Below are 24,999 nucleotides of genomic sequence, written 5' to 3' on the forward strand. Positions count from 1 at the left end.
GATCGCGACGGTGGTCCCGTGACGTGCGGTACCCGCCCCCGATTCAGACCGGATACCGTTCCGGCTCGGGACCGAACAGAAAGCGCCGCCCGCTGATCTCGTCGACCGAGATCTCGACGTAGTTGTACTTGATCGTGGGAGTCCACGGTTGCAAGGGCATTTCGTCGGCAGCGGCGATGTCATGAGTCGAAACCAACACGCGTGCAGCACCTTTTGCGACGATGCTCCAACCCCTCAGTGCGGTGTGGTCGTCGGCTTCGAAGGCGACGTTCTCGTTGACCGCGATCTCGGAGAGCTTGGTGCCCTCACCTGTGCGGAAGACGATCCGTCCCTCACCGGCGTGGAAATTGACCGGGAAGATGTCCGGCTGACCGTTGACACTCAACGCGATTCGTCCGAGTGCGACGGTTGCGAGAAGTTCCCAGGCCTCGTCGTCGGTGAGTACCTGCACGACGTTGTCGACCATGATCCGTCCTTCTGTCATAACCCATTCTTCCTGCGGAGGAGGTGGGCCGACAGTGCCAAAGGTCCCGACTTTCGACGATCACACATCACCGATTCAGTCTGGTACCGGTACCGGCTCCAGGATTTCCGGTCGCGCTTCCGGGGCGGCAGCCCGCAGGGCATCGGCGGAATCGTCGTCAGGCTGGCGCTGTGATGCGACCTCGGCCTCCACCCGGGCGATGTAGGTGGCGACCTCGAAGGCCGTCTCCTCCGCCGACCATCCGAGGATCGGTGCGAGCAGGTCGGCGACCTCCTGCGCGCAATCGACTCCGCGGTGCGGATATTCGATCGCGATCCGCGTGCGCCGCGCCAGCACGTCCTCCAGATGCAGTGCCGCCTCGTCGATCGCCGCATAGACGACCTCCACGCGCAGGTATTGCGGTGCCGCGGCGAGCGGCTGCAGCAAAGACGGCTCGGCGTCGGCGTAGTAGAGGACGTCGTCGATCAACGACCCATAGCGGTTGAGGAGACGCCGAATCCGATAGGGATGCAACCCGAATCGACGACCGAGATGCTCGCATTGATTGATGAGCGCGAAGTAGCCGTCGGCGCCGAGAAGCGGAACCCGCTCGGTGATGGACGGCGCGACCCGCGTGGGGATGAAGTCGGTACACGCGTCCACGGCATCGGCGGCCATCACCCGGTACGTGGTGTACTTCCCGCCCGCGATCGACACCAGCCCGGGCGCGACCGTCGCCACGGCATGTTCGCGCGAGAGCTTGGAGGTCTCGTCGTCCTCACCGGCGAGCAACGGCCGCAGCCCGGCGTACACGCCCTCGATGTCACCGTGGGTGAGCTTGGTGACCAATACCTCGTTGACGCGCTCGAGGATGTAGTCGATGTCGGCACGGGTGGCGGCCGGATGAGCGAGATCGAGATTCCAGTCGGTGTCGGTGGTTCCGATGATCCAGTGCGTCTCCCACGGGATCACGAACAGCACCGAATTGGCGGTACGGAGGATGATCGCGGTCTCACTCACGATGCGATCCCGGGGAACCACGATGTGCACACCCTTGGAGGCACGAACCTTGAAGTGGCCCCGCTGTTTCGAGAGCGCCTGGACCTCGTCGGTCCATACGCCGGCGGCGTTGATCACGCAATGGGCGCGCACCTCCCCGATCTCGCCGCTCTCCGAATCACGTACCCGAACGCCGAGGACCCGATCCGCCTCCCGCAGGAATCCGACCACCTGGGTGGACGTCCGGATCACGGCGCCGTAGTTCGCCGCGGTACGCGCGACCGTGAGGCTGTGCCGGGCGTCGTCGACCACGGTGTCGTAGTAGCGGATCCCACCGATCAACGAATTTCTCTTCAGCGCCGGTGCCACGCGCAGCGCCCCGGACCGAGTGACATGACTTTGTCCGGGAACAGATTTCGATCCACCCATCTGGTCATACAGGAACAGCCCGGCGCCCACGTAGGGTCGCTCCCACACCCGGCGGGTCAGTGGGTAGAGGAACGGCAACGGTTTGACCAGATGTGGCGCGAGGATACGCAGTGAGAGTTCCCGTTCCCGAAGTGCTTCACGCACAAGGCCGAACTCGAGTTGCTCGAGATACCGGAGGCCGCCGTGGAACATCTTCGACGACCGGCTCGATGTACCCGAGGCGATGTCGCGAGCCTCGACCAGGGCAACTCGCAGACCACGGGTGGCGGCGTCGAGCGCAGTTCCCACACCGACGACCCCGCCCCCGATGACGACGAGGTCGAACTGCTCACTGACCAGCCGGCGCCACGCCTCGGCTCGGTAGAGCGGACCCATATCCGCTGGTCGGTCTGGGTTGAACTCGGTGTTCATGCTTGCCGAGCCTAATTGATCTCCTCCGATGCCACCGCGTGCGACACTGTCCGTCGTGGGTAGTGCAAGCACATACGTCGCCGCCATCGACCAGGGCACCACGTCCACACGGGCGATGATCTTCGACCGGCACGGCCGCGTGGTCAGTTCCGAGCAGATCGAACACGAGCAGGTGTTCCCGCAGGCAGGCTGGGTGGAGCACGACGCATCGGAGATCTGGCGCAACACCCGTCGCGTGGCCGCCGCCGCACTGGCGTCCGCCGATCTGAAACATGGCGACATCGCCGCCTGCGGACTCACCAACCAACGTGAGACAACTCTCATCTGGGACCGCGAGACCGGCGACCCGATCCACCACGCCATCGTCTGGCAGGACACCCGCACCAACGAACTCTGCGGCACGCTCGCCGGCGACGTCGGGGTGGATCGCTACCGGGAACGCACGGGCCTGCCGCTGTCGACGTATTTCGCCGGACCCAAGATCCGGTGGCTACTCGACCACGTCGACGGTGCTCGCCGACGTGCCGAGGCAGGCGAACTGTGTTTCGGCACAATGGATTCGTGGATCACCTGGAACATGACCGGTGGACGCGACGGCGGGTTGCACATCACCGACGTCACCAACGCGTCGCGGACGATGCTGATGGACCTACGCACCCTGGCCTGGGATGAGGACATCTGCGCCGAGATGGGCGTGCCGATGTCCTTGCTTCCCGAGATCCGCAGCTCATCCGAGGTCTACGGGCCGCTGCGCGAGCACGGCTCACTCCCCGGCGTACCGTTGGCCGGCATCCTGGGCGATCAACAGGCCGCCACCTTCGGGCAGGCGTGCCTGAATCCGGGTGAGGCCAAGAACACCTACGGCACCGGCAATTTCCTCCTCCTCAACACCGGGACCGAGCCGGTGTTCAGTGACCACGGCCTGCTCACCACGGTCTGCTACCGGATCGGCGAACAGGACGCACGCTATGCACTCGAGGGGTCGATCGCCGTCACGGGATCGCTGGTGCAGTGGTTGCGCGACAACCTCGGTCTCTTCGATCACGCCCGCGAGATCGAATCGTTGGCCGCGTCGGTGGAGGACAACGGTGGCGCCTACTTCGTCCCGGCGTTCTCCGGACTGTTCGCGCCGCGCTGGCGACCCGATGCCCGCGGGGTCATCGTCGGCCTGACGCGCTTCGTCAACAAAGGGCACCTCGCGCGAGCCGCCCTGGAGGCCAGCGCCTTTCAGACCCGTGAGGTGATCGAGGCGATGCAGGCCGACTCCGGCGTCGAGCTGTCCACACTCAAGGTGGACGGCGGAATGGTCGTCAACGATCTGCTCATGCAGTTCCAGGCCGACATCCTCGACGTCCCGGTGGTGCGACCGGTGGTCAACGAGACCACGGCACTCGGCGCCGCCTACGCGGCAGGTCTCGCCGTCGGCTACTGGGAATCCGAGGACGAGATCCGCGCGAACTGGGCCGAGGACAAGCGCTGGGAACCCCGGATGGCGGCCGACGAACGCAACCGTCTCTACGAGGGCTGGAACCGCGCGGTCGGCCACAGCTTCGATCTCGCCTGACTGCTTGGGCGGAGTTCACGCCGGCGTGTCGATGAGTTCCTCGGCGACCCAGTGCGCCACCCGATCCGGGTAGGGCGACGGCAACATCAGGACGACGTGCGAGAACCCGGCGTCGAGCGCCTCGGCGATCTCGCGACGGGTGCCGTCGGGGCGGTCGTAGGAGACCGGCAGAGCGATCGATCGGGTGATCGTCGCCGGATCGCGCCCGATCTCGGCGCAGAATCGATCGACCACCGCGTTGCGCCGGATGGCATCGTCGATGTCACCGCCCGGGATGTTCCAGATGTCGGCATGTTCGGCGACCACCCGCAGCGTCGGCGTGGACCGTCCTCCGATGACGATCGGCGGGTGCGGGGACTGCATCGGTTTGGGGTTGCCGAATGCGCCGGTCACCTGCACGTTCTCACCGTCGAAATCGAACGGCGCGGTCTCGCTCCACAGTCGGCGGATCACCGTGCACGCCTCGGCCAGGTCCGCGACGGCCTGCGCCGCATCGCGATACGGCAGACCATGCGCGTCGTACTCCCGCCGGGCGAGCGGATGACTCGGCCGCGATCCGGCGCCGATGCCGAAATCGAGGCGGCCACCGGAGACGATGTCGACGGTCGTCGCGATCTTGGCGAGCACTGCCGGCGGCCGAAACCTGTTGCTGGTCACCAGGAGTCCGAGGCGCAGGCGCTCGGTCTGCGCGGCCAGCGCGGAGAGCAGCGTCCACCCCTCGAAAATCGGCCCGTCGGGATCACCACCGATCGGCATCAGGTGGTCGAACAGCCACGCGTGCTCGATGGCGTGGACCTCGTCGGCCTCTCGCCATACGCGCAGGACGTCCTCATAGCTGACCTGCATGGGTGCGGTCATGATCCCGAAACTCGGGTGTGCGGCGGGAGTCATCGTGGCGCCTCCTCGAAGGGGTGCGGATAGTCGGATGCGGGTCGGCGTATCGGAACGTCGGTGTTCGGCCGGGCTCTCTGGCAAGATGTGCATGTAAGCGGAACCCTGCTCCGATTACGATACGGAGCGTTGTTCCGTTTTTCAAGACCTCGATCGGAACGGATGTGGCCGAGTGCCGAAGGGCAGCGACCGACCAGCGGGTACACGACCGCGGACATCACCGCGCAAACGTGCGGATGCGCGGCGCAACGAGCAGGCCCTGCTCGACGCGGCCGCGGCAGTCTTCGTCGTCTCCGGTGTGGAGGCACCGGTACGTGACATCGCCGATCGCGCCGGTGTCGGGATGGGCACCATCTATCGCCACTTCCCCACCCGCGCCGACCTCGTCATCGCCGTCTATCAGCACCAGGTCGAGGCGTGCGCCGAGGCCGGGCCGGAACTCATGGCCACCGCCACCACTGCGTACCTCGCACTCGCCGAGTGGGTCGAGCTCTTCGTCGACTTCCTGACCACCAAGCACGGCCTCGCTGCCGCGCTGCGCTCCGACACCGCGCGTTTCCAGACGCTGCACGCGTACTTCCTGGATCGGCTGGTGCCCGTTTGCGGCGCGCTGCTCGACGGGGCCGCGGCCGCCGGGGAGATCCGCTCCGATGTCACCGCGCTCGAATTCCTGCGTGGCATCGGCAATCTGTGCATCGGCGGGGACGAGGACTACGACGCGCGGCGCATGGTCGCGCTCCTGGTCGCCGGGCTCCGCACTCCCCGCTGATCCTCGTCGGGGCCTGCGGAAGCTAGTCCAGGTCGTCGTGGCGGACGAGCTGACGCGCGGCCTCGGTCACCGACCCGGTCAACGACGGGTACACCGAGAACGTCTGCGCGAGGTCGGAGACCATGAGTTTGTTCTGCACCGCGAGCGCGATCGGGAGGATCAGCTCCGATGCGTTGGGCGCCACCACCACGCCGCCTATCACCACTCCGGTGGCGGGGCGGCAGAAGATTTTCACGAAGCCACGGCGGAGGCCACTCATCTTGGCGCGCGGGTTGGTCGCGAGCGGGAGCATCACGGTCCGTGCCGGATACTCACCGGCGTCGATCGCCGTCTGCGACACCCCGACGGCCGCGATCTCGGGACGCGTGAAGATCGCGGACGCAACGGTTTTCAATTTGATGGGGCTGACGCCCTCACCGAGTGAGTGGTACATGGCGATCCGCCCCTGCATCGCCGCCACCGAAGCGAGCGGCAGCAGGCCGGTGCAGTCCCCCGCCGCGTACACGCCCGGAACCGATGTCCGCGACACCCGATCGACGGTGATATAGCCGTTCCGGTCGATCTCCACGCCTGCCCGGTCGAGCCCGAGATCGTTCGTGTTGGGTACCGAACCCACCGTCATCAACACGTGCGACCCGGTCACCGTACGTCCGTCGGTCAGGTGCGCGGTCACCGAATCCCCGTGCCGCTCAACCTTGTCCGCACGAGCGTGCTTGATCAGCTCGACGCCGCGCTCGGCCAGCGCATCCTCCAGGACCAGGGCAGCATCCTCGTCCTCCCCCGGCAACACCCGATCGCGACTGGACACGAGGGTCACCTTGACGCCCAATTCGGTATAGGCGTGCACGAACTCGGCGCCGGTCACACCCGAACCGATCACCACCAGGTGCTCTGGCAGTTCTTCCAGGTCGTAGAGCTGACGCCAGTTGAGGATGCGTTCGCCGTCGGGCCGGGCGTCGGCCAGGACACGTGGCGAGGCGCCGGTCGCGATCAGGACCACGTCGCCCTCGTACCGCTGCGTCGATCCGTCGGCGAGAGTGGCGATCACGCCGTGCGCGGACACGCCCACCTGCCGTTCGTCGAGCTGCGCGCGGCCGGACACCAGGGTGACGCCCTCGCTGATCAGCCGGGACCTGATGTCGGCGGACTGGGCGAACGCCAGATCCCGGACGCGCTGATGGATCTGTGTCACGGTCACCAGTGCGTCATCGGTGCGGATATTGATGCCCAGATCGACGGCACGGCGCACCTCGGTCCGGATGCCAGTGGACGCGATGAAGGTCTTCGACGGCACACAGTCCCAGAGGACACATGCCCCGCCGATGCCGTCGGAGTCGATCACGGTGATGTCGGCGCCGTAGGCGGCCGCGGCGAGCGCGGCCTCGTAACCCGCGGGTCCGCCGCCGATGATCACGATCTTGGTCACTGTGAGTCCTCTCCTCATCCTCGGCCGACGGTGGTGATTCGGCCCACACATCTCGTTCCGGCGCCCGGTTCGTCGTCTACCAACCTAGTCCCCGCCCCACTTCGCGGCGCGCGATCGGGGCCGGTCGGCTTTCGCGGCGCGCGCCGACCATCTAGGCTTTCGCCCGTGCCGATTTACGCCGCCTACGGGTCCAACATGCATCCCGAGCAGATGGCCGAGCGTGCACCGCACTCGCCGATGTCGGGAACCGGGTGGCTGCACGGCTGGCGGTTGACCTTCGGCGGCGAGGACATCGGCTGGGAGGGTTCGCTCGCGACCGTCACCGAGGACCGGGACGATTCCGGCGCCAAGGTCTTCGTGGTCCTCTACGACGTGACCTCCGAGGACGAGGACAACCTCGACCGCTGGGAGGGTTCCGAACTCGGTATCCACGTCAAGATCCGCGCACGCATCCACACGGCCGACGGCCCGGTGCTCGCCTGGCTCTACGTGCTCGACGCCTATGAGGGCGGCCTGCCGTCGGCGCGTTACCTCGGCGTGATGGCCGAGGCTGCGGAGATCGCCGGCGCACCCGCCGAGTACGTACAGGATCTTCGATTGCGCGAATCACGAAACGTCGGGCCCGGGCCGGGACCCGACGAGCCCTAGCAGCGGGATCGACCGGTCAGGCGACGCCCAGCGCGATGCCGGCGAGGGTCCGCACCCCGATCTCCAGGGCGCGCTCATCGAGGTCGAACCCCGGCTGATGAAGGTCGCCGTGGGGACCGATCCCGTCCCATACGCCGAGGCGGCCCATCGCGCCCGGCACGCGTTCGAGGTACCACGAGAAGTCTTCACCGCCCGGCGACTGCGGAGTGTCCGCGACCGCGTTGGGCCCGATTGCGGCAACGGCTGTCCGCATCATCTCGACCGCGACCTCGTCGTTCACCACCGGTGGCACCCCGCGGAAGTACGACAGGTCATAGCGCACACCGAGCGGCGCGAGCAGTTCACCGATCACACTGCGGACCAGGGGCTCGAGTTCCGCCCAGGTCGTGTGATCGCCGGTACGTACGGTGCCACGCAGGCGGCCCTCCTGCGGGATCGCATTCGGAGCGTTGCCGGCATGTGCGGCGCCCCACACCATCACGGTTCCGGACCGCGGATCGATACGGCGGGACAGGATGCCCGGCAGACCGGTGATCACCGTGCCCATCGCGTACACCAGATCACCGGTGAGATGCGGACGCGAGGTGTGACCGCCCGCGGAATGCAGCTGTAGATCGATGTGGTCGGCCGCCGACGTCAGTGCGCCCGACCGCAGTCCGACCGACCCCACCGGGAGTTTCGGATCACAGTGCAACGCGAAAATCCGGCTGACACCGTTCATCACGCCCGCGGCGACGGCATCGAGCGCCCCACCGGGCATGACCTCCTCGGCCGGCTGGAAGATCAGACGGACACCCACCGGCAGCGCATCCACGGAGGCCAGCAATTTGGCCACCCCCATGAGGATTGCGGTGTGCGCGTCGTGGCCGCACGCGTGCGAGACCCCCTCGACCGTGGAACTGAACGCGAGTCCCGTGTGTTCGGTGATCGGCAGGGCATCCATGTCCGCGCGCAAAGCGACCCGCGGCTGGTCGGCACGTCCGAGGTCGCACACCACGCCCGTTCCCAACGGCAACCGACGCGGCTGCAGACCTGCCGCGGTCAGCTCGGCCATCACGAGCTCGGTGGTGTTGATCTCCTGCCGCGAGAGCTCGGGCTGCGCATGGATGTGCCGGCGCCACGCCACCACATCCTCACCGTGCGCCGCCCACCACGCACCGATCAGGTCACGCGGCGCCACCGGTTGGGCCTCGGTCTCACTCACGGCCATGCCCGCCCCTCACAACAGCGTCGACGGTGTCGGGGTCTCGAGGTCGGCGATCAGCGGCTGCCGCAGCCCGCGCTTGATCAATCCGAGATTGGGACCCGCCAGCGGAGCCCGTTCGACGCCCAGCTCCCCGGCCCTCCCGACCAGCCTGTCGACCTCGACCGACTCCTCGACGATGCCGGCAGCCACGGCGTCGTCGGCGCCATATCGCTTGGAGGTCAACATCGCCTCCGTCGCAGCGGCATCGGTCAGGCGGGTGCGGATCAGCGAACTCATGCCGCGGGTGAACGGCATCCCGAGCGCCGCCTCGGGCAGCGACCAGAATCCCCGCTCCGTGCGCATCACCCGGACGTCGGCGCACAGGGCCAGCATGGCTCCGGCGCCGAAGGCGTGCCCGTTCACGGCGGCGACCGTCGGAACGGGCAGGGTGAGGAGCTTGACGTACAGCTCGTGGACACGATCGAGGTAGCGCGGCAATCCGCTCGCGTTGGCCGCGACGTAGTCGGTGTCGAGTCCGTTGCTGAAGAACTTGCCGGTGGCGGTGATCACGAGTGGTTTCGTCGGCTCCGCGGCGACCTGGTCGAGGAGATCACCGACCGAGGCGAGCCAGTCGAGCCGGAACCGATTGTCCGGATTCGACTCGTCGAGCTCGACGCCCTCGGAGCCGAGGTAGAGCTCGGTGACATCGCCTGCAGAACTGAGAAACGGCATGTAGCGACCTTATCGCCGCGCATTATGGTTAGGGCCATGGACCCCACTGCCGATGCCGACGCCGCAGCCGCCGCGGCCGCCGCGACGATCGCCACCGAGACCGACTGCGCCGCCCACGACGTCGCCGTCGTCCTCGGATCAGGCTGGGCGCCGGCGGCAAAGGCATTCGGTGCACCGGTCGCCAGCGTCCCGATGGCCGCACTGCCCGGTTTCACCCCACCGAAGGCCGCAGGTCATGGCGGAATCGTGCACTCGGTGCAGGTCGCCGATCGCCGGGTCCTGATCCTGCTTGGTCGGATTCACGCCTATGAGGGACATCACCTCGCCCGCGTCGTCCACCCGGTCCGGACCGCGGCCGCGACGGGTGCCCACACCATCGTGCTGACCAATGCGGCCGGCGGCCTCCGCGACGACATGGCGGTCGGCCAGCCCGTCCTCATTGCCGATCACCTCAACCTCACCGGGCGATCCCCATTGGTCGGGGCGCAGTTCGTCGACCTCGTCGACGCGTACTCCCCGGAGCTGCGCGAGATCGCCCGCCGCACCGACCCGTCGCTCGCCGAGGGCGTGTACGCCGGGCTGCCCGGCCCGCATTACGAAACGCCGGCCGAGATCCGCATGCTGCGCACACTCGGCGCCGATCTGGTGGGGATGTCGACGGTCCACGAGACCATCGCGGCCCGCGCCGCGGGCCTGAAGGTCCTCGGGATGTCGCTGGTCACCAACCTCGCCGCCGGGATGACCGGCGAACCGCTCAGTCACACGGAGGTTCTCGAGGTCGGGCAGGCCTCGGCCACCCGCATGGGTGAACTCCTCGCCTCGATCATCGCCGAATTGTGACGCGACGATGCCGACCATCGATCCGCACGACTGGATCGCCTCCGACCCCGATCCCCTGACCCGGGCCGAGTTGTCCGCGCTCGGCCCCGATCAACTCGACGAACGTTTTGCCGACACACTTCGTTTCGGCACCGCCGGACTCCGGGGTCCGGTGCGTGCCGGGCCTGCCGGCATGAACGTGGCGGTGGTCACCCGTGCCACCCACGCCCTGGGATGCTCCCTTCTCGACGACGGGCAGGCGGGGACGACGGTCGTGGTGGGCCGGGATGCTCGTCACGGCTCGCCCGCGTTCGCCACCGCAACGGCCGAAGTCCTTGCCGCGCAGGGATTCGATGTCGTCGCCCTGCCCGGACCGACCCCCACGCCGCTGGTCGCATTCGCGTGCCGCGATCTCGATGCCGCTGCGGCGGTGGCTGTCACGGCGTCTCACAACCCGCCGACCGACAACGGCTACAAGGTCTATCTCGCCGGCGGAGCACAACTCGTACCCCCGGCCGACCGCCGAATCGAACAACTGATCGCGACCGCGCCGGACGCGAACAAGATAGGCAGACAACGGGTCTCACTCGATCACCGCGCCGGAGCGAACACCGCTCGATACCTCGACAGACTCGTGGCGCGCTTCGGACAGGCGCACCGTTCACCGGTACGGATCGCGCTCACCGCGATGCACGGCGTCGGCGGCGCCGTCGCGCTCGCCGCATTGCGGCGCGCCGGATTTCCCGATGTACACGTCGTCGCTGAGCAGTTCGCCCCGGATCCCGACTTTCCCACCGTACGGTTCCCCAACCCCGAGGAGCCCGGTTCGTCCGATCGGGTACTCGCCCTGGCCGAACGCATCGACGCCGACCTCGCGATCGCCCTCGATCCCGATGCCGACCGCTGCGCGGTCGGCGCCCGGGTCCACGGCAACTGGCGCATGCTGACCGGCGACGAGACGGGTGCCCTGCTGGGCGCGTATCTGCTCGCCACCACAGATCTCGTGGCACCCGTCGTGGCCAGCACCATCGTGTCCGGTTCCATGCTGCAGGCCGTCACGTCGGCCGCCGGCGCCCGCCACGTACGCACGCTCACCGGGTTCAAATGGCTTGTCCGGGCCGGAGAACCACTCCTCTATGCCTACGAGGAGGCCATCGGACACTGCGTGGACCCCGACGCGGTCCGCGACAAGGACGGGATCGCCACCGCCGTGGTGGCCGCCCTGCTCACCGACCAGCGGCTCGCGATGAAGTCGGATCTGTCCGCCGCCGCCGATGAACTCGCTCTCGCCCACGGCGTCCACGTCACCACCCAACGATCGATCCGCGTCACCGACGTCGACCGCATCACCGACCTGATGTCGACGCTGCGCCGATCGCCGCCCCGCGCGCCGGCCGGGATTCCGGTCGACGTCGAGGACTACGCCACCCGCGACGACGAACTGCGCACCGACGCAGTGCAACTGACCGGGCGCACCGCCGACGGCATCTCCCTGCGGGTGATCGCCCGGCCGTCGGGTACCGAGCCGAAGCTCAAGTACTACCTCGAGGTCGTGGCGCCCCCCGGTCGACCAGACGTCGCGCAGACGTCCAGCCACCTGCACGAAATCGCCGCCCGGGTGGCGGCGGAGCTACCCGGAGGAGAGCCGTGAGCCGTCCGACGCCCCAGCCGCACGACCGCTCCCCCTGGTCGTCACCGATCGTGATCGTCGCCATCGCCGCAGGCGTGCTGATCGTCGTCGCGGGTGCACTCGCCGCCCTGCTCCTGTTCGACGACGGCACCCAGGAATCGCCCGCGTCGGCCTCGTCGGCACCGCCTGCTGCGCCGTCGATCGTCACCAGCACCGTCACCGACATCGACACCTCGACGGCAACCATCACCACCGAACGTCCCCGCCCCACCGTTCCCGGCACCGATTGGCAGGGATTCCCGGACAGCCCGCGCTGCAACGGAGCCGACGACCCGGCCGTGATGATAGGTGAGACGACACGCTCCCGAATCGTCATCTGCCAGGTCGGCACGCAGGCGGGGCGGTTGTATTACAAGGGTTCCGCCGACGGTCAGAGCGTCGAGGTGGACTATCCGCAGCGGTCCGGCGACACCTTCGCGGTCACCAACAACGGTGTGACATATGTCATCTCACCCGAGTCGCTGGTCATCAGCCAGGGCGGGGAGACGGTGGCCGACGAGCCGATGCTTGCCCACTGGCTACGGTGATGGTCGTGCACACGGCTACCGAACCAGTCCTCGACGCCTCCGACATCGACGTGATCCGCAGCGGCCGTTCGCTGCTCCATGACGTGAGCCTGCGGGTGGGACCCGGGGAACACTGGGCCCTGCTCGGCCCCAACGGCGCCGGCAAGTCCACGTTGATGGCGATCCTCGGCGCTCGCGGCCACCCGACGAGGGGTTCGGTGGATGTGCTGGGCAAACGGCTCGGACGCGTGGACATGCGCGAATTGCGCACACATATCGGCCATGTCGATCCGCGCTGGCGGATCGACATCCCGCTCACCGCCCACGAAGTGGTGCTGACCGGACTGACCAATACGCCGGAACTCGATCGCCGACACGACTACAGCGACGACGAACACCGCCACGCCGACGAACTGCTCGAACTCCTCGGCATGACCCCACGTCGCGACTCGTTGTGGCCCGTGATGAGTCAGGGCGAGCGCGGCCGGACATTGATCGCGCGCGCCCTCATGCCGCGGCCCGCGTTGCTGCTCCTCGATGAACCGGCGACCGGACTCGACCTCGCCGCCCGGGAGAAGCTGCTCACCGGAATCGACCAATTACGTTCGGAGGTACCGAATCTGGCGAGCGTACTGGTGACGCACCACCTCGAGGACCTGCCCACGAGCACGAGTCACGCGATGTTGCTGCGCGACGGCGAGGTGGTCGCGTCCGGCGCGGTCGACGATGCGCTCACGTCGACCACGATCAGCGCATGCTTCGACCATGATGTGGTGGTCCGCCGCGAGAGCGGCCGCTGGGCGGCCGTCGCCGCCTGACGCGGGCCCAGCGGTCAGCGCGGACCGAACTGACGGTCCCCCGCGTCGCCGAGACCCGGCACGATGTACGACACGTCGTCGAGCCCGTCGTCGACGGCGGCGACCACGAGCCGCACGGGGTGCCCAGAGCTCTCCAACGCGGCCACCCCCTCCGGTGCCGCGACGACACAGACAGCGGTGATGTCGGTGGCATGGCGGGCCACCAGCAGATCGATGGTGTGCAGCATGGAACCACCGGTGGCCAGCATCGGATCCAACACGAACACGGGCAGTCCGGCGAGATCGTCCGGCAGCGACTCCAGGTACGGCACAGGTTGTGCGGTGGTCTCGTCGCGCGCGACCCCGACGAACCCGACGTGCGATTCCGGCACCATGGCGTGGGCCTGCTCGACCATCCCGAGCCCCGCCCGCAGCACCGGCACGAGAAGTGGTGGCGTGGCCAACCGCGTACCCGTGAACGCGATCAACGGTGTCTCGATCGGCACCGCCTCGGTCGGCGCCCCCGCGAGCGCCTCGTAGATCAGCATCTGCGTCAGATCCGACAGCGCGGCACGGAACCGGGCATTGTCCGTGGTCTTGTCCCGCATGGTTGTCAGCCGTGCTGCCGCCAGCGGGTGATCGACGATCTGTACCTGCATGGCTCACACCCTAAGTGGAACCGGACCGGCCGGCGTGACGTCAGATCAAACATGACCGAGGTAACCGTCCAACCCGACTCGCTGACCGCGTATGCGCGCCGGCAACAGTCCGCCGCCGCTGAGATCCGATCGCACACGGCCCGCCAACGCGGTGAGGTGGGCGAGCTCACCATGACCTTCGGCGTCATCGGTGCCGAGTTCCTCGCCGCGACCGCATACGTCCTGGATTCCCGCGCGCGCAGCCTCGACGGGGTCGCCGCGCGACATCAGGGCCAGGGCGAGCGCAGCCGGGCGGCCAGGGCCCGCTACGTCGACACCGACGATCGCAATGCGGCGACCGTGACGGCGGCGATGACACCGCCGGCCACCCGACCCGACCGGGAGCTGCGACTCTGATGCTCACCATCGACATCCTCATCGCGCCACTGCGGATCATGATCACCGCGCTCGGCACCGGGATTCTGCCGCCCGACAATCCCGCCCAGCGACTCCGGACCGCCACCCCGCTACTCGAGCAGGTCCGGCAGGCATCGACCGCCTCGACCGAGCAGGCGTCGCGATCGTGGCAGGGCGCGGGCGCAGACAGCGCTGTCGTCGCCGCCGACCGAACCCACCGCACGATGGCGGACGTCGCCACCGACAGCACCGAGATCGCGGCGCTGATCGACGACGCCGGACTCAAGGTCAAGGTCGCAGCCGATCAGCTCAACGCCCTGATCGATTCCTTCCAGCGCGCCGCGTCGGCGCTCGGGCCGACCCTGTTCAGCCCGCAGGGGCTGGCGATGATCCTGCCGGTCGCCCTCGATCACGTGGGCCGTGGCATGCAGATCGTGGCACGCGCACAGTCCGAACTGGCGCAGGACACCAACCGGATGATGACTCTCGCGCGCCATACCGCACCGGCGGAGGTCGGCGATCCGTCCACCACGCACACCGCGGGCGGTGTCCCGCTCAGGCTGCCCGACGGTTCGACCGCATACGCACCCGACGAACGCGCCGCGAAGGCCGTCCGCGCGGCCCTGAGCCAACGCGGCGTCCCCTACGTCTGGGGCGGCACGACACCGGACGGTTTCGACTGCAGCGGGCTGACCCAGTGGTCATACCGTCAGGCCGGGCTCGACCTCCCCCGCCTCGCCCAGGATCAGGACACCGCCGGGGTACCAGTCAGCCAGTCGCAACTGCAGCCCGGCGATCTCGCAGTCTGGGACGGACACGTGGCGATGTATGTGGGCAACGATCAACTCGTGGAGGCCGGCGATCCGGTTCAGGTGTCGCCGTTGCGCACCACCAATGCCGGTCAGGGCTTCCAAGGCTTCTTCCGTCCGCGATGACGATGCACGCGAAACGACCGGCGTTCACCGACCGGTCGCGGGGGCGCCACCCGAGTTCACAGGTCGGATCGCTACGCTGTGTCCTCATGGCCGGAGACATCGTCCCCATCGAGCTCGGACTCACCGACGGAAACACCTTCACCCTCTGGGCACCCCGGTGGCGAGAGGGTGACGACGAGTGGGAGGCCTTCCTCGGACTCGACGAGAATCTATACGGCTTCCCGGGCGTCGCGGAGCTGGCCGCGTTCATCCGCGCCGGCGACGACAACGATCTCGCCGATCATCCGGCGTGGTCAACGGTCGTCGGATTGCAGGCCGACGAACTGGTTCCCGACGACAAGCACAGCTACGACCTGGTCGGGGTGCCGGAACTCGCGGCCGAGGATCCCAGTCCAGAGGTCATCGCAGAACTCGAGGACGCACTCGAGATCGTCCGGATTCTCGGCGAGGTCTGCGAACTGACCGTCATCACCAAGTTCTTCAACGGCAATCCGATCCTGGGAGCCGTCACCACCGGGACCCGTAACTTCGTCGGACGCGAGGGCGTCGACCTGTGGGTGCGGATCGGTCGTCTCATCGCGAAGCACTGGGACGACGTCATCGATGCGATCGACGATGTGATCAGCACCCCGGATGTGGACGCAGCAGCCGTCTCGACCGCCGAGGCCGAACTCGAGGCCGCCGCGTCGGCCGAAGACGAGGACGAGCCCGATGACGACGATCTCGAGCTGGTCGACGGCGACACCGACGATTCGGCCGACGAAGCGGACGACAACGTCGATGATGAGGACGACGAAGACGACGAGATCGACGACGACGACTTCTGGGCCAACGTCGGCATCGATCCCATCCGGATCGTGACCGGCGACGGCGAATACCTCTCCCTTCGTTGCTATCTCGGTGACGACCCGGTATTCCTCGGTGCCGACGGCAAGATCTTCGTGTTCACCTCCGCGCGAGCGCTGAGCCGATACCTCGCCGACGCGCGCGACCACGACCTCACCGAATTGTCGACGTTCGACGAGGTACGAACCTCCGCCACCGACGGTTCACTCGAATTCGACGTCATCGACGACAACGTGTACGTGTTGCCGGGTCTGGTGGACGACATCGCCGACGGTCCGCGCCGGATCGACCGCAATCAGCTCGACCTCGCGGTCGAACTCCTCACCGATGCAGCTGACTACGCAGACGACGACTCGGTCAACGAAGCCCTCGGCTCGACCACGCCGCTGGGCTGGTTTGTCGATTACGCGGTCAACCCCGACCCCAAGCGCATGGCGCCGAGTCCGCCCTTCGACAACGAGTCCGAGGCCTGGCGCGCGCTGGTACACGACTTCGAAGACCGCCTCGTCAAGAAGTCCTGACCCCCCGACCGCAGGCGCCCCTCTCCACCGCCGATCGAATACGCACCAACCGCAGCGAGGCACCATATCGAGATCACCGCGACCGACTCCCTGATCCCTGATCCCTGATCCCTGAGGAGCGTCCGGAGCCTGCGGAGGACGCGTCACGAAGGGTCACCCCAACCGACCGATCAACCAACCAACCGACCGACGTCAGCCCATCAGCACCGCGTACCCGGGTTTGATGACCTCGTCGATGAGCGCGAGCCGCTCGTCGAAATGAATGAACGCCGACTTCATCGCGTTGACCGTGAACCGCTCGAAATCAGCCCAGCCGTAGCCGAACTGCTGGGCCAGTCGGTAGAACTCCTTGCTCATGGTGGTGTCGCTCATGAGTCGATTGTCGGTATTGACCGTCACCCGGAACCGCAGCCGTGCGAGAACGTTGAACGGATGGTCCGCGATGGAGGCGACCGCACCCGTCTGGACGTTGGAACTCGGGCACAGCTCCAGCGGGATGCGCTTGTCCCGCACCATGTTCGCGATCTGACCCAGCTCCGCTCCGTCGAACGACTCGGCGGCCAGGTCCGCTCCCGGCGGCAGCGTGATGTCGTCGATGACCCGGACCCCGTGCCCGAGGCGGTCGGTGCCGCAGAAGGCGATCGCCTCATGGATCGACGGCAACCCGAACGCCTCACCGGCATGAATGGTGAAGTGTGCGTTGTTTGCCCGCATGAACTCGAACGCGTCGAGATGGCGGGTCGGTGGATTCCCCGCCTCGGCACCCGCGATGTCGAAGCCCACCACGCCGTCGTCCCGATATCGCACCGCCAGTTCGGCGATCTCTTGCGAACGGGCGGCATGACGCATGGCGGTCACCAGACAGCGCACCACGATCGGATGCCCCTGCGCCTCGGCTTCGGCCTCCCCCTCGCGGAAACCCGCCAGTACCGCCTCGACCACCTCGTCGAGCGTCATCCCGCGCGCGAGATGTTGCTCGGGTGCGTATCGCACCTCGGCGTAGACCACCCCGTCGGCAGCCAGATCCCGGACGCATTCGAGCGCCACACGTCTCAGCGCAGACGGGGTCTGCATCACCGCGACGGTATGCGCGAACGTTTCGAGATAGCGCTCGAGTGAACCGCTGTCCGCCGCATCGCGAAACCATCGGGCCAGTGACCGCGCATCGTCGGCCGGGAGATCCGGATAGTCCACCTCGCGTGCGAGTTCGAGGACCGTCGCCGGTCGCAGGCCACCGTCGAGGTGATCGTGGAGCACCACCTTGGGGGCCAGGGAGATATTGGGGAGATCCAGCGGCCGCCCCGGCGGCGTGGTCGGGTCGACAGGCGTCATGAATCGACGGTAACGCGGTCGACGACCAGCGGCCTGCGTTGTGCCGCAGAATCTCCGATTCCGACCGCGGTCGTCAGCGCGGCCCGCGCCGCGCCGAGGCGCTCCGGGGTCCGGGTGTGCAACGTGAACAACCGATCACCTGCCATCACCCGATCGCCCGGCTTGGCATGCAACGTGATTCCCGCCTCGGCCTGCACCGCCTCGCCCGGAACGGCACGTCCCGCGCCGAGCCGCCACGCCCCGACCCCGACCGCCATCGCATCGAGCCGCGTGACGATGCCCGACTCGGTGGCCCGCACCGTCTCGGTATGCCGGGCCCGGGGCAGCGGCGCATCGGGGTCACCGCCCTGCGCGGCGATCATCGCGCGCCAGGTGTCCATCGCGGTCCCGTCCGCCAGATGTTTCGCAGGATCGGCGTCGGTGAGGCCCGCTGCGTCGAGCATCTCGCGTGCCAGCGCAAGCGTGAGCTCGACGACGTCATCGGGGCCCCCGCCGGCGAGCACCTCCACCGACTCGGCCACCTCCAGCGCATTGCCTGCAGTGCGGCCGAGAGGGGTGTTCATGTCCGTCAACAGGGCGGTGGTCGCCACGCCCGCCGCATGCCCGAGCCACACCATCGTCTCGGCGAGTTCCCGGCTCTGTGCTTCCGACTTGAGAAACGCCCCGCTACCGAACTTCACGTCGAGGACCAGGGCCCCCGTGCCCTCGGCGATCTTCTTGCTCATGATCGAGCTGGCCACCAGTGGTATGGATTCCACGGTCCCGGTCACATCTCGCAGCGCATAGAGTCGCCGATCCGCCGGCGCGAGGTCGCCTCCGGCGGCGCACACCACCGCACCGACCCGTTCGAGCTGCTCGCCCATGTCGGCAGTAGAAATGTCGGCGCGCCAGCCGGAGATCGATTCGAGCTTGTCCAGAGTTCCACCCGTGTGACCCAGCCCGCGACCGGACAGCTGGGGAACGGCCACCCCGAACGAGGCCACCAGCGGGGCCAGCGGCAGGGTGATCTTGTCCCCGACACCGCCCGTCGAATGCTTGTCGACGGTCACCATCGCACGGCCACCACGCCGTAGGCCGGAAAAATCCATCCGCCGCCCGGAATCGATCATCGCCTGCGTCCACCGCGAGATCTCGCGACGATTCATCCCGCGGAGGAAGATCGCCATCAACAGAGCGGACATCTGCTCGTCGACCACACGCCCACCCGCTCCGCTCCCGGCGCCACCCACATCCGGCCCGCCCGCTCCGCTCCCGGCGCCGTGCGTGTACCGGTCGATCACCCAGTCGATCTGAGCGTCGGTCAGCTCTCCGCCATCACGTTTCGTGGTGATCACCGAGATCGCGTCGATGATCTCCGCCGCCGCTTCACCTCTTCGATTCGCCACGGTCGACTCCTGATCGTTCATCTGCCCGCCGCCAGATCATCGGGGCCGAACGCGTCCGGCAGCAGATCGGCCAGAGTCGTCGACCCGCGAGAATGGTCCACCGCAAGCTCGGGGCCACCGTGCTCCAGCAGCACTTGCCGACACCGCCCACAGGGCATGAGTCTCTCGCCCCGGGGGTCGCAGACCGACACCGCGATCAGCCGCCCCCCGCCGGTGGCGACCAGATGCGCGCAGAGTGCGACCTCGGCGCAGATGCCGAGCCCGTATGAGACATTTTCCACATTGCAGCCCAAGACCAGACGTCCATCGTCGGTGAGGCCCGACGCGCCGACCGGAAACCCGGAGTAGGGAGCATAGGCTCGATCGACCATCACTGATGCTTTGTCCCGCAACAGATTCCAGTCATTTTCGGAAACCAAACCGAACTCCTCACTATCGGCACGGACGATCAGGATGTGACATCACCTACCAGCGCGAAGCTTGGTAAGGCAAACCTAAGTCGAGATCAGTTGTCGCCCAAATCGGTTCGGGCAATTTATGCGCGGGGTCAGCATAGGTTTAAAGTCTCATGCATGGGTCCACGGCCGAGCCTCATAATGCCGACTCGGCACATCCATCGACGCTGTTGGAGGCCAATTTCCCGATGAGCACCCCGACCGAGGTAGCACCGGACCCGGTGCGCAAACGCTCCCTGTATCGCGGCGACCCAGGAATGTGGTCGTGGGTGCTGCACCGGATCACCGGTGTCACCATCTTCTTCTTCTTGTTCGTCCATGTACTGGACACCGCGGTCATCCGGATCGATCCGAACAAGTACTCCGAGGTCATCGAGACCTACAAGACGCCGATCATCGGCCTGATGGAGATCGCGCTCGTCGCCTGCGTGCTGTACCACGCGTTCAACGGCATCCGCATCATCCTGATCGACTTCTGGTCGAAGGGCCCCAAGTTCCAGCGTCAGATGCTGTGGGCGATTGTGACCATCTTCGTCATCGTGTTCGGTGCGGCAGCCATCCGCCTGCTGCAGATCCTGATCACCCACTCGTTCTAGGAGGCACCTGATGACTGCATCGCAAGCCACTCCGGGTGCCGCCAAGACGCTGGGCACCGAATACGACCGGCCCGCGAGTCTGGACAACCCGCGGTCGCCGCGCATGCGCAAGGGCGGCAACTTCGAGAAGTACGCGTGGCTGTTCATGCGCTTCTCGGGTCTGGCCCTGATCATCCTGACCATCGGTCACATGTTCATCATGCTCGCCTGGGACGACGGCGTGCACCGCATCGACGCTTCATTCGTCGCGGCGCGGTGGCGTGAGCCGTTCTGGCAGGTCTGGGACCTCACCATGCTCTGGCTCGCCCAGCTGCACGGCGGCAACGGCGTCCGGACGGTGATCGCGGACTACTCGCGCAAGGACTCCACCCGATTCTGGCTGAACGTGCTACTCGGCATCTCGATGATCCTGGTGCTCGTGCTCGGCACGTACGCCCTGCTGACCTTCGACGTGAACAGCGTCGGCTAGAGGAGATTGACGAACTTATGCAGGAACATCGCTACGACGTGCTCATCGTGGGGGCCGGCGGCGCCGGGATGCGCGCCGCCATCGAGTCCGCGCCCCGCGCCCGAACCGCCGTTCTGACCAAGCTCTACCCCACCCGCAGCCACACCGGCGCCGCCCAGGGCGGTATGTGCGCCGCACTGGCGAACGTGGAAGAGGACAACTGGGAGTGGCACACCTTCGACACCGTCAAGGGCGGCGACTACCTCGCCGACCAGGACGCGGTCGAGATCATGGCCAAGGAGGCCATCGACGCGGTCCTCGACCTCGAGAAGATGGGGCTCCCCTTCAACCGGACCCCCGAGGGCAAGATCGATCAGCGCCGATTCGGCGGCCACACCCGCGACCACGGCAAGTCCCCGGTCCGCCGCGCGTGCTATGCCGCCGACCGCACCGGCCACATGATCCTGCAGACCCTGTACCAGAACTGCGTCAAGCACAACGTCGAGTTCTTCAACGAGTTCTACGCCCTCGACATCTGCCTCGGCGAGAACGAGAACGGCGAATCGGTGGCGACCGGCGTCGTCGCCTATGAGCTGTCGACCGGCGAGATCCACGTGTTCCACGCCAAGTCGATCGTGTTCGCGACCGGCGGTTCGGGACGCATGTACAAGACGACGTCCAACGCCCACACTCTCACCGGCGACGGCATGGGCATCGTCTTCCGCAAGGGACTTCCCCTGGAGGACATGGAGTTCCACCAGTTCCATCCGACCGGCCTGGCCGGCCTCGGCATCCTCATCTCCGAAGCAGTCCGTGGTGAGGGCGGCATCCTGCGCAACGCCGACGGCGAGCGCTTCATGGAGCGGTACGCGCCGACCATCAAGGACCTCGCCCCACGAGACATCGTGGCGCGCTCGATGGTGCTCGAGGTTCTCGAAGGACGTGGCGCCGGACCGAACAAGGACTACGTCTACATCGACGTGACCCACCTCGGTGAGGACGTGCTCAACGAGAAGCTCCCCGACATCACCGAGTTCGCGCGCACCTACCTCGGCGTCGACCCGGTCACCGAGTACGTCCCGGTGTACCCGACCTGCCACTACGTGATGGGCGGTATCCCGACCAACATCGAGGGCCAGGTCCTGCGCAACAACGACGAGGTCGTGCACGGCCTGTACGCGGCGGGTGAATGCGCGTGCGTCTCGGTGCACGGCGCCAACCGCCTGGGTACCAACTCACTGCTGGACATCAACGTCTTCGGGCGTCGCGCCGGCATCGCCGCCGCCGAATACGCGACGTCCGCCGACTTCGTCGAACTGCCGGAGAGCCCGACACAGATGGTCGACAACTGGCTGGAGCTGATGCTGTCGGACCACGGCCACGAGCGCGTCGCGGACATCCGCACCGAGCTACAGGTGACGATGGACAACAACGCCTCGGTGTTCCGCACCGAAGAGACCCTGAAGCAGGCACTCACCGACGTCCATGCACTCAAGGAGCGCTACTCACACGTCCGCGTCCACGACAAGGGCAAGCGCTTCAACAGTGATCTCCTCGAAGCGATCGAGCTGGGCTTCCTGCTGGAGATGGCGGAGGTGACGGTGGTCGGCGCGCTGAACCGCAAGGAGTCGCGCGGCGGTCACGCCCGTGAGGATTACCCCGACCGGGACGACGTCAACTACATGCGCCACACGATGGCCTACAAGAAGGGCACCGACCTTCTCTCGGACATCGAGTTGGACTACAAGCCCGTGGTGCAGACCCGCTACGAGCCGATGGAGCGTAAGTACTGATGACAGCAATCATGGAAAACCCCACGCCCTCGTCCGACGAGCCACCACTGCCCCCGGTTCCCGACGAGGCCACGATGGTGACGTTGAAGATCTTCCGGTTCAACCCGGAGAACCCCGACGCACAGGGCTTCGAGAGTTTCCGGGTGCCGGCCCTGCCCACCGACCGGCTGCTCAACCTCCTGCTCTACGTGAAGGGCTACCTCGACGGCACCCTCACGTTCCGACGCAGCTGCGCGCACGGCGTCTGTGGGTCCGACGCGATGCGCATCAACGGGGTCAACCGCCTCGCCTGCAAGCTGCTGATGAAGGACATGCTGCCGAAAGACGGCTCCAAAGAGGTCACCATCACCATCGAGCCCATCAAGGGCCTTCCGGTGGAGAAGGATCTCGTGGTCGACATGGAACCGTTCTTCGACGCGTACCGCGCGATCAAGCCGTTCCTGATCACCTCGGGCAACGAGCCGACGCGTGAGCGCATCCAGAGCCAGCACGACCGTGCCCGCTTCGACGACACCACCAAATGCATCCTGTGCGCATGCTGCACCACGAGTTGCCCGGTGTTCTGGAACGAGGGCAGCTACTTCGGGCCCGCCGCGATCGTCAACGCGCACCGGTTCATCTTCGACAGCCGTGACGAAGCCGCCATCGAACGTCTCGACATCCTCAACGATGTCGACGGCGTGTGGCGCTGCCGGACCACGTTCAACTGCACCGACGCGTGCCCGCGTGGCATCCAGGTGACCCAGGCGATCCAAGAGGTCAAGCGCGCCCTGATGTTCTCGCGCTGAGCGTCCGAACCCGCCGATCCCGCAGATATTCTTCTCTGCAGCCCCGAAACCGCCCCTCCCACAGCCCGGGAGGGGCGGTTTCGTCGGTGTGGACGCGATGGTGGAACCGCGCGATGCCGACATGCGTCCAATCACCATGACTCGCACCCACCTCGTCATCGCCGGCCTCATCCTGGCCATCGGCATCGGCCCGGTCCTGGCTCCGGTCCTCGGAGCGCCACTCGCCGACGCGAGCCCGAGGTATCCGGGGAACGGCGACCGGATCACGATCGTCCTCACCTCGGACCGGCAGCTCAACAGCGCCGTGGTCTGGTATGACTCGCGCAACCGGATGCGCCGGCAGAGCGACCTCCCACTCCGTCGATTCGACAAGCACACCGGCCTGTGGACCGGATCGCTCGTGTTCACCAGTCGCGTGCGCCACCAGAAGATCGACACGCTCTTCCAGTCGAACGGCCGTCTCGCCCGGTGTGCCGTCTGGGTGAACACGACGAAGGTGCGCGAGAAGTCCGCCCGGTCGTCCCGGTATGCCACCACTTACTGTCGCTGAGAAAACTCTCCTCGGGCCGCGCAATCTCTGCGGAAACCGTAGTCTTGTCCCACCATTCGCCACCTGAGCGGGAGACACCATGACACAGACCGGGCACGCCGGGTTCCATGCGAGCACCACCGCCCCGACACTGCGCCGGACCACCGTGCCGGCCATCGTGGCACCCAGAGCGGGGTGACCGTGGTGGCCGTCTCGCGAATCCGCGTGCTGGAACTGCGGCACGCCGAAGTCGAGACCTCCGGTGCGTACTCGACCGCACTCGACGAACTCGCCGATGTCACGACCGTCCGCGTCTGGCGAGAATGCGTACCGGACAAGACGGCGGGGTATGACGCCATCATCGTGATGGGCGGACCGATGGGCGTCGGAGACATTGATTCGATCCCGTGGATCGCATCGGAGATCGCACTGCTGCGCCACGCGGTCGCCGACGATGTCCCGGTGTGGGCCGTCTGTCTCGGTTCGCAGCTCCTGGCCGCGGCGCTGGGTGCCGAAGTCTTCCGAGGCGAGGAGCCCGAGATCGGCGTGCGGGAGGTCCGACTGAACACCGACGGCATGGCGGACCAGGTATGGAAGGCTGTCCCGTCGGCCTCGTTCGAGACCGTCCAATGGCATTTCGACACCTTCGCACTCCCTGATGGGGCCACACTGCTGGCCGGCTCGGCGGCCTATCCGAATCAGCTGTTTCGGTACGGCGACAGCTATGGCATCCAGTTCCATCTGGAGGCAGGCGGAACCCTCATCCGGCGCTGGCTGCAGGGTGAATCGCGCGACGAGGTGGAAGCTGCGATCGGAACCGCCGGCGTCGATCATTTCGGCGACGACGCGGCGGCCGCCGAGGCGGTGACCGCGCCGCTGTCCGCCACCGTCATGCGACGTTGGCTGACCCAGGTGGCGACCCACCGGCCCGCCGGGTGACCGCCACTGGCACGTCCGCCGCCGAACCTGACCGGACGTCGAACTCA

26 protein-coding genes are annotated in these 24,999 nt (G+C 67.0%); 16 read left to right on the plus strand and 10 right to left on the minus strand.

Annotated features, from left to right (window positions below; translation table 11 throughout):
• Positions 1-43: 43 nt before the first annotated feature.
• Positions 44-466: a pyridoxamine 5'-phosphate oxidase family protein gene (locus ACPXCG_RS00625; protein WP_425788117.1), complete on the minus strand. Its 423-nt coding sequence runs from the start codon at positions 464-466 to the stop codon at positions 44-46.
• Positions 467-559: 93 nt separating this feature from the next.
• Positions 560-2,302 (minus strand): glycerol-3-phosphate dehydrogenase, encoded by a 1,743-nt coding sequence (gene glpD, locus ACPXCG_RS00630; protein WP_425788119.1) that lies wholly within the window; start codon positions 2,300-2,302, stop codon positions 560-562.
• A 28-nt stretch (positions 2,303-2,330) separates the two neighbouring features.
• On the opposite strand from glpD, the gene glpK reads away from it, so the two are divergent.
• On the plus strand, positions 2,331-3,866 hold the full coding sequence (gene glpK / locus ACPXCG_RS00635) for a glycerol kinase GlpK (RefSeq protein WP_425788121.1): 1,536 nt from the start codon (positions 2,331-2,333) through the stop codon (positions 3,864-3,866).
• Positions 3,867-3,881: 15 nt separating this feature from the next.
• On the opposite strand, the gene ACPXCG_RS00640 is transcribed toward glpK, so the two are convergent.
• On the minus strand, positions 3,882-4,757 hold the full coding sequence (locus ACPXCG_RS00640; protein ID WP_425788123.1) for an LLM class flavin-dependent oxidoreductase: 876 nt from the start codon (positions 4,755-4,757) through the stop codon (positions 3,882-3,884).
• A 172-nt stretch (positions 4,758-4,929) separates the two neighbouring features.
• On the opposite strand from ACPXCG_RS00640, the gene ACPXCG_RS00645 reads away from it, so the two are divergent.
• Positions 4,930-5,526: a TetR/AcrR family transcriptional regulator gene (locus ACPXCG_RS00645; protein WP_425788125.1), complete on the plus strand. Its 597-nt coding sequence runs from the start codon at positions 4,930-4,932 to the stop codon at positions 5,524-5,526.
• A 22-nt stretch (positions 5,527-5,548) separates the two neighbouring features.
• On the opposite strand, the gene ACPXCG_RS00650 is transcribed toward ACPXCG_RS00645, so the two are convergent.
• On the minus strand, positions 5,549-6,952 hold the full coding sequence (locus ACPXCG_RS00650) for an NAD(P)H-quinone dehydrogenase (protein ID WP_425788127.1): 1,404 nt from the start codon (positions 6,950-6,952) through the stop codon (positions 5,549-5,551).
• 165 nt (positions 6,953-7,117) lie between these two features.
• On the opposite strand from ACPXCG_RS00650, the gene ACPXCG_RS00655 reads away from it, so the two are divergent.
• Entirely contained in the window at positions 7,118-7,600 is a 483-nt protein-coding gene (locus ACPXCG_RS00655; protein ID WP_425788129.1) for a gamma-glutamylcyclotransferase, read from the plus strand.
• A gap of 16 nt (positions 7,601-7,616) precedes the next feature.
• On the opposite strand, the gene ACPXCG_RS00660 is transcribed toward ACPXCG_RS00655, so the two are convergent.
• Complete coding sequence (locus tag ACPXCG_RS00660; RefSeq protein WP_425788131.1) at positions 7,617-8,810, minus strand: amidohydrolase; 1,194 nt, start codon at positions 8,808-8,810, stop codon at positions 7,617-7,619.
• Positions 8,811-8,819: 9 nt separating this feature from the next.
• Entirely contained in the window at positions 8,820-9,518 is a 699-nt protein-coding gene (locus ACPXCG_RS00665; protein WP_425788133.1) for an enoyl-CoA hydratase/isomerase family protein, read from the minus strand.
• A gap of 36 nt (positions 9,519-9,554) precedes the next feature.
• On the opposite strand from ACPXCG_RS00665, the gene ACPXCG_RS00670 reads away from it, so the two are divergent.
• From ACPXCG_RS00670 to ACPXCG_RS00685, 4 genes are read left to right on the plus strand one after another with little or no spacing between them, the layout of a single operon-like run.
• Entirely contained in the window at positions 9,555-10,358 is an 804-nt protein-coding gene (locus ACPXCG_RS00670; protein ID WP_425788135.1) for a purine-nucleoside phosphorylase, read from the plus strand.
• Between the two features lie 7 nt (positions 10,359-10,365).
• On the plus strand, positions 10,366-11,988 hold the full coding sequence (locus tag ACPXCG_RS00675) for a phospho-sugar mutase (protein WP_425788137.1): 1,623 nt from the start codon (positions 10,366-10,368) through the stop codon (positions 11,986-11,988).
• A complete protein-coding gene (locus tag ACPXCG_RS00680; protein WP_425788138.1) occupies positions 11,985-12,554 on the plus strand; it encodes a hypothetical protein in 570 nt (189 codons plus the stop codon). Before ACPXCG_RS00675 ends, ACPXCG_RS00680 begins: the two co-directional genes overlap by 4 nt.
• Before the next feature lie 5 nt (positions 12,555-12,559).
• A complete protein-coding gene (locus tag ACPXCG_RS00685) occupies positions 12,560-13,351 on the plus strand; it encodes an ABC transporter ATP-binding protein (RefSeq protein WP_425788140.1) in 792 nt (263 codons plus the stop codon).
• A 14-nt stretch (positions 13,352-13,365) separates the two neighbouring features.
• Here ACPXCG_RS00685 and upp read toward each other — a convergent pair whose 3' ends face one another.
• Entirely contained in the window at positions 13,366-13,989 is a 624-nt protein-coding gene (gene upp, locus ACPXCG_RS00690; RefSeq protein WP_425788142.1) for a uracil phosphoribosyltransferase, read from the minus strand.
• Positions 13,990-14,040: 51 nt separating this feature from the next.
• Here upp and ACPXCG_RS00695 point away from each other — a divergent pair, with 51 nt between their 5' ends.
• The 3 genes from ACPXCG_RS00695 to ACPXCG_RS00705 all read left to right on the plus strand — a co-directional run bounded on the left by ACPXCG_RS00695 (position 14,041) and on the right by ACPXCG_RS00705 (position 16,687).
• Positions 14,041-14,385 carry a type VII secretion target gene (locus ACPXCG_RS00695; protein WP_425788144.1) on the plus strand — a complete coding sequence of 115 codons (345 nt, stop codon included), beginning with the start codon at positions 14,041-14,043 and terminating at the stop codon, positions 14,383-14,385.
• Positions 14,385-15,320: a C40 family peptidase gene (locus ACPXCG_RS00700; RefSeq protein WP_425788146.1), complete on the plus strand. Its 936-nt coding sequence runs from the start codon at positions 14,385-14,387 to the stop codon at positions 15,318-15,320. The genes ACPXCG_RS00695 and ACPXCG_RS00700 overlap by 1 nt, the downstream gene beginning before the upstream one ends.
• 86 nt (positions 15,321-15,406) lie before the next feature.
• Positions 15,407-16,687: a primosomal protein gene (locus ACPXCG_RS00705; RefSeq protein ID WP_425788148.1), complete on the plus strand. Its 1,281-nt coding sequence runs from the start codon at positions 15,407-15,409 to the stop codon at positions 16,685-16,687.
• 192 nt (positions 16,688-16,879) lie between these two features.
• Here the strand turns inward: ACPXCG_RS00705 and ACPXCG_RS00710 are convergent, their stop codons facing one another.
• The 3 genes from ACPXCG_RS00710 to ACPXCG_RS00720 are packed head-to-tail and all read right to left on the minus strand — an operon-like array spanning position 16,880 to position 19,823.
• The gene (locus ACPXCG_RS00710) at positions 16,880-18,019 is read right to left on the minus strand and encodes an adenosine deaminase (protein WP_425788149.1); all 1,140 of its coding nucleotides are present in this window, start codon (positions 18,017-18,019) and stop codon (positions 16,880-16,882) included.
• A complete protein-coding gene (locus tag ACPXCG_RS00715) occupies positions 18,016-19,404 on the minus strand; it encodes a thymidine phosphorylase (protein ID WP_425788151.1) in 1,389 nt (462 codons plus the stop codon). The genes ACPXCG_RS00710 and ACPXCG_RS00715 overlap by 4 nt, the downstream gene beginning before the upstream one ends.
• A 17-nt stretch (positions 19,405-19,421) precedes the next feature.
• On the minus strand, positions 19,422-19,823 hold the full coding sequence (locus ACPXCG_RS00720; RefSeq protein ID WP_425788153.1) for a cytidine deaminase: 402 nt from the start codon (positions 19,821-19,823) through the stop codon (positions 19,422-19,424).
• 224 nt (positions 19,824-20,047) lie between these two features.
• On the opposite strand from ACPXCG_RS00720, the gene sdhC reads away from it, so the two are divergent.
• From sdhC to ACPXCG_RS00750, 6 genes are all read left to right on the plus strand, one after another.
• Positions 20,048-20,455, plus strand: a complete 408-nt coding sequence (gene sdhC / locus ACPXCG_RS00725) for a succinate dehydrogenase, cytochrome b556 subunit (RefSeq protein ID WP_425788155.1) — start codon at positions 20,048-20,050, stop codon at positions 20,453-20,455.
• 10 nt (positions 20,456-20,465) lie between these two features.
• Positions 20,466-20,924, plus strand: coding sequence for a succinate dehydrogenase hydrophobic membrane anchor subunit (locus tag ACPXCG_RS00730; RefSeq protein ID WP_425788157.1), 459 nt, complete (start codon positions 20,466-20,468; stop codon positions 20,922-20,924).
• A gap of 17 nt (positions 20,925-20,941) precedes the next feature.
• A complete protein-coding gene (gene sdhA / locus ACPXCG_RS00735; RefSeq protein ID WP_425788159.1) occupies positions 20,942-22,696 on the plus strand; it encodes a succinate dehydrogenase flavoprotein subunit in 1,755 nt (584 codons plus the stop codon).
• Positions 22,696-23,484, plus strand: a complete 789-nt coding sequence (locus tag ACPXCG_RS00740) for a succinate dehydrogenase iron-sulfur subunit (protein WP_425788161.1) — start codon at positions 22,696-22,698, stop codon at positions 23,482-23,484. Before sdhA ends, ACPXCG_RS00740 begins: the two co-directional genes overlap by 1 nt.
• A 121-nt stretch (positions 23,485-23,605) precedes the next feature.
• The gene (locus ACPXCG_RS00745; RefSeq protein ID WP_425788163.1) at positions 23,606-24,034 is read left to right on the plus strand and encodes a hypothetical protein; all 429 of its coding nucleotides are present in this window, start codon (positions 23,606-23,608) and stop codon (positions 24,032-24,034) included.
• 183 nt (positions 24,035-24,217) lie between these two features.
• Complete coding sequence (locus ACPXCG_RS00750) at positions 24,218-24,952, plus strand: type 1 glutamine amidotransferase (protein WP_425788165.1); 735 nt, start codon at positions 24,218-24,220, stop codon at positions 24,950-24,952.
• Positions 24,953-24,999 lie beyond the last annotated feature (47 nt).

This window comes from Gordonia sp. DT218 (genome assembly GCF_049847105.1).
In the GTDB taxonomy this organism is placed as follows: domain Bacteria; phylum Actinomycetota; class Actinomycetes; order Mycobacteriales; family Mycobacteriaceae; genus Gordonia.

Bases quoted from the DNA above. Each gene is read 5' to 3' on its own strand.
- ACPXCG_RS00660 (WP_425788131.1), bottom strand. From the start codon at position 8,810: ATGGCCGTGAGTGAGACCGAGGCCCAACCGGTGGCGCCGCGTGACCTG.
- ACPXCG_RS00670 (WP_425788135.1), top strand. From the start codon at position 9,555: ATGGACCCCACTGCCGATGCCGACGCCGCAGCCGCCGCGGCCGCCGCG.
- ACPXCG_RS00730 (WP_425788157.1), top strand. From the start codon at position 20,466: ATGACTGCATCGCAAGCCACTCCGGGTGCCGCCAAGACGCTGGGCACC.
- sdhA (WP_425788159.1), top strand. From the start codon at position 20,942: ATGCAGGAACATCGCTACGACGTGCTCATCGTGGGGGCCGGCGGCGCC.
- ACPXCG_RS00700 (WP_425788146.1), top strand. From the start codon at position 14,385: ATGCTCACCATCGACATCCTCATCGCGCCACTGCGGATCATGATCACC.
- ACPXCG_RS00665 (WP_425788133.1), bottom strand. From the start codon at position 9,518: ATGCCGTTTCTCAGTTCTGCAGGCGATGTCACCGAGCTCTACCTCGGC.
- sdhC (WP_425788155.1), top strand. From the start codon at position 20,048: ATGAGCACCCCGACCGAGGTAGCACCGGACCCGGTGCGCAAACGCTCC.
- ACPXCG_RS00705 (WP_425788148.1), top strand. From the start codon at position 15,407: ATGGCCGGAGACATCGTCCCCATCGAGCTCGGACTCACCGACGGAAAC.
- ACPXCG_RS00640 (WP_425788123.1), bottom strand. From the start codon at position 4,757: ATGACTCCCGCCGCACACCCGAGTTTCGGGATCATGACCGCACCCATG.
- ACPXCG_RS00710 (WP_425788149.1), bottom strand. From the start codon at position 18,019: ATGACGCCTGTCGACCCGACCACGCCGCCGGGGCGGCCGCTGGATCTC.
- glpD (WP_425788119.1), bottom strand. From the start codon at position 2,302: ATGAACACCGAGTTCAACCCAGACCGACCAGCGGATATGGGTCCGCTC.
- ACPXCG_RS00745 (WP_425788163.1), top strand. From the start codon at position 23,606: ATGCGTCCAATCACCATGACTCGCACCCACCTCGTCATCGCCGGCCTC.
- ACPXCG_RS00695 (WP_425788144.1), top strand. From the start codon at position 14,041: ATGACCGAGGTAACCGTCCAACCCGACTCGCTGACCGCGTATGCGCGC.
- glpK (WP_425788121.1), top strand. From the start codon at position 2,331: ATGCCACCGCGTGCGACACTGTCCGTCGTGGGTAGTGCAAGCACATAC.
- upp (WP_425788142.1), bottom strand. From the start codon at position 13,989: ATGCAGGTACAGATCGTCGATCACCCGCTGGCGGCAGCACGGCTGACA.
- ACPXCG_RS00625 (WP_425788117.1), bottom strand. From the start codon at position 466: ATGGTCGACAACGTCGTGCAGGTACTCACCGACGACGAGGCCTGGGAA.
- ACPXCG_RS00740 (WP_425788161.1), top strand. From the start codon at position 22,696: ATGACAGCAATCATGGAAAACCCCACGCCCTCGTCCGACGAGCCACCA.
- ACPXCG_RS00675 (WP_425788137.1), top strand. From the start codon at position 10,366: ATGCCGACCATCGATCCGCACGACTGGATCGCCTCCGACCCCGATCCC.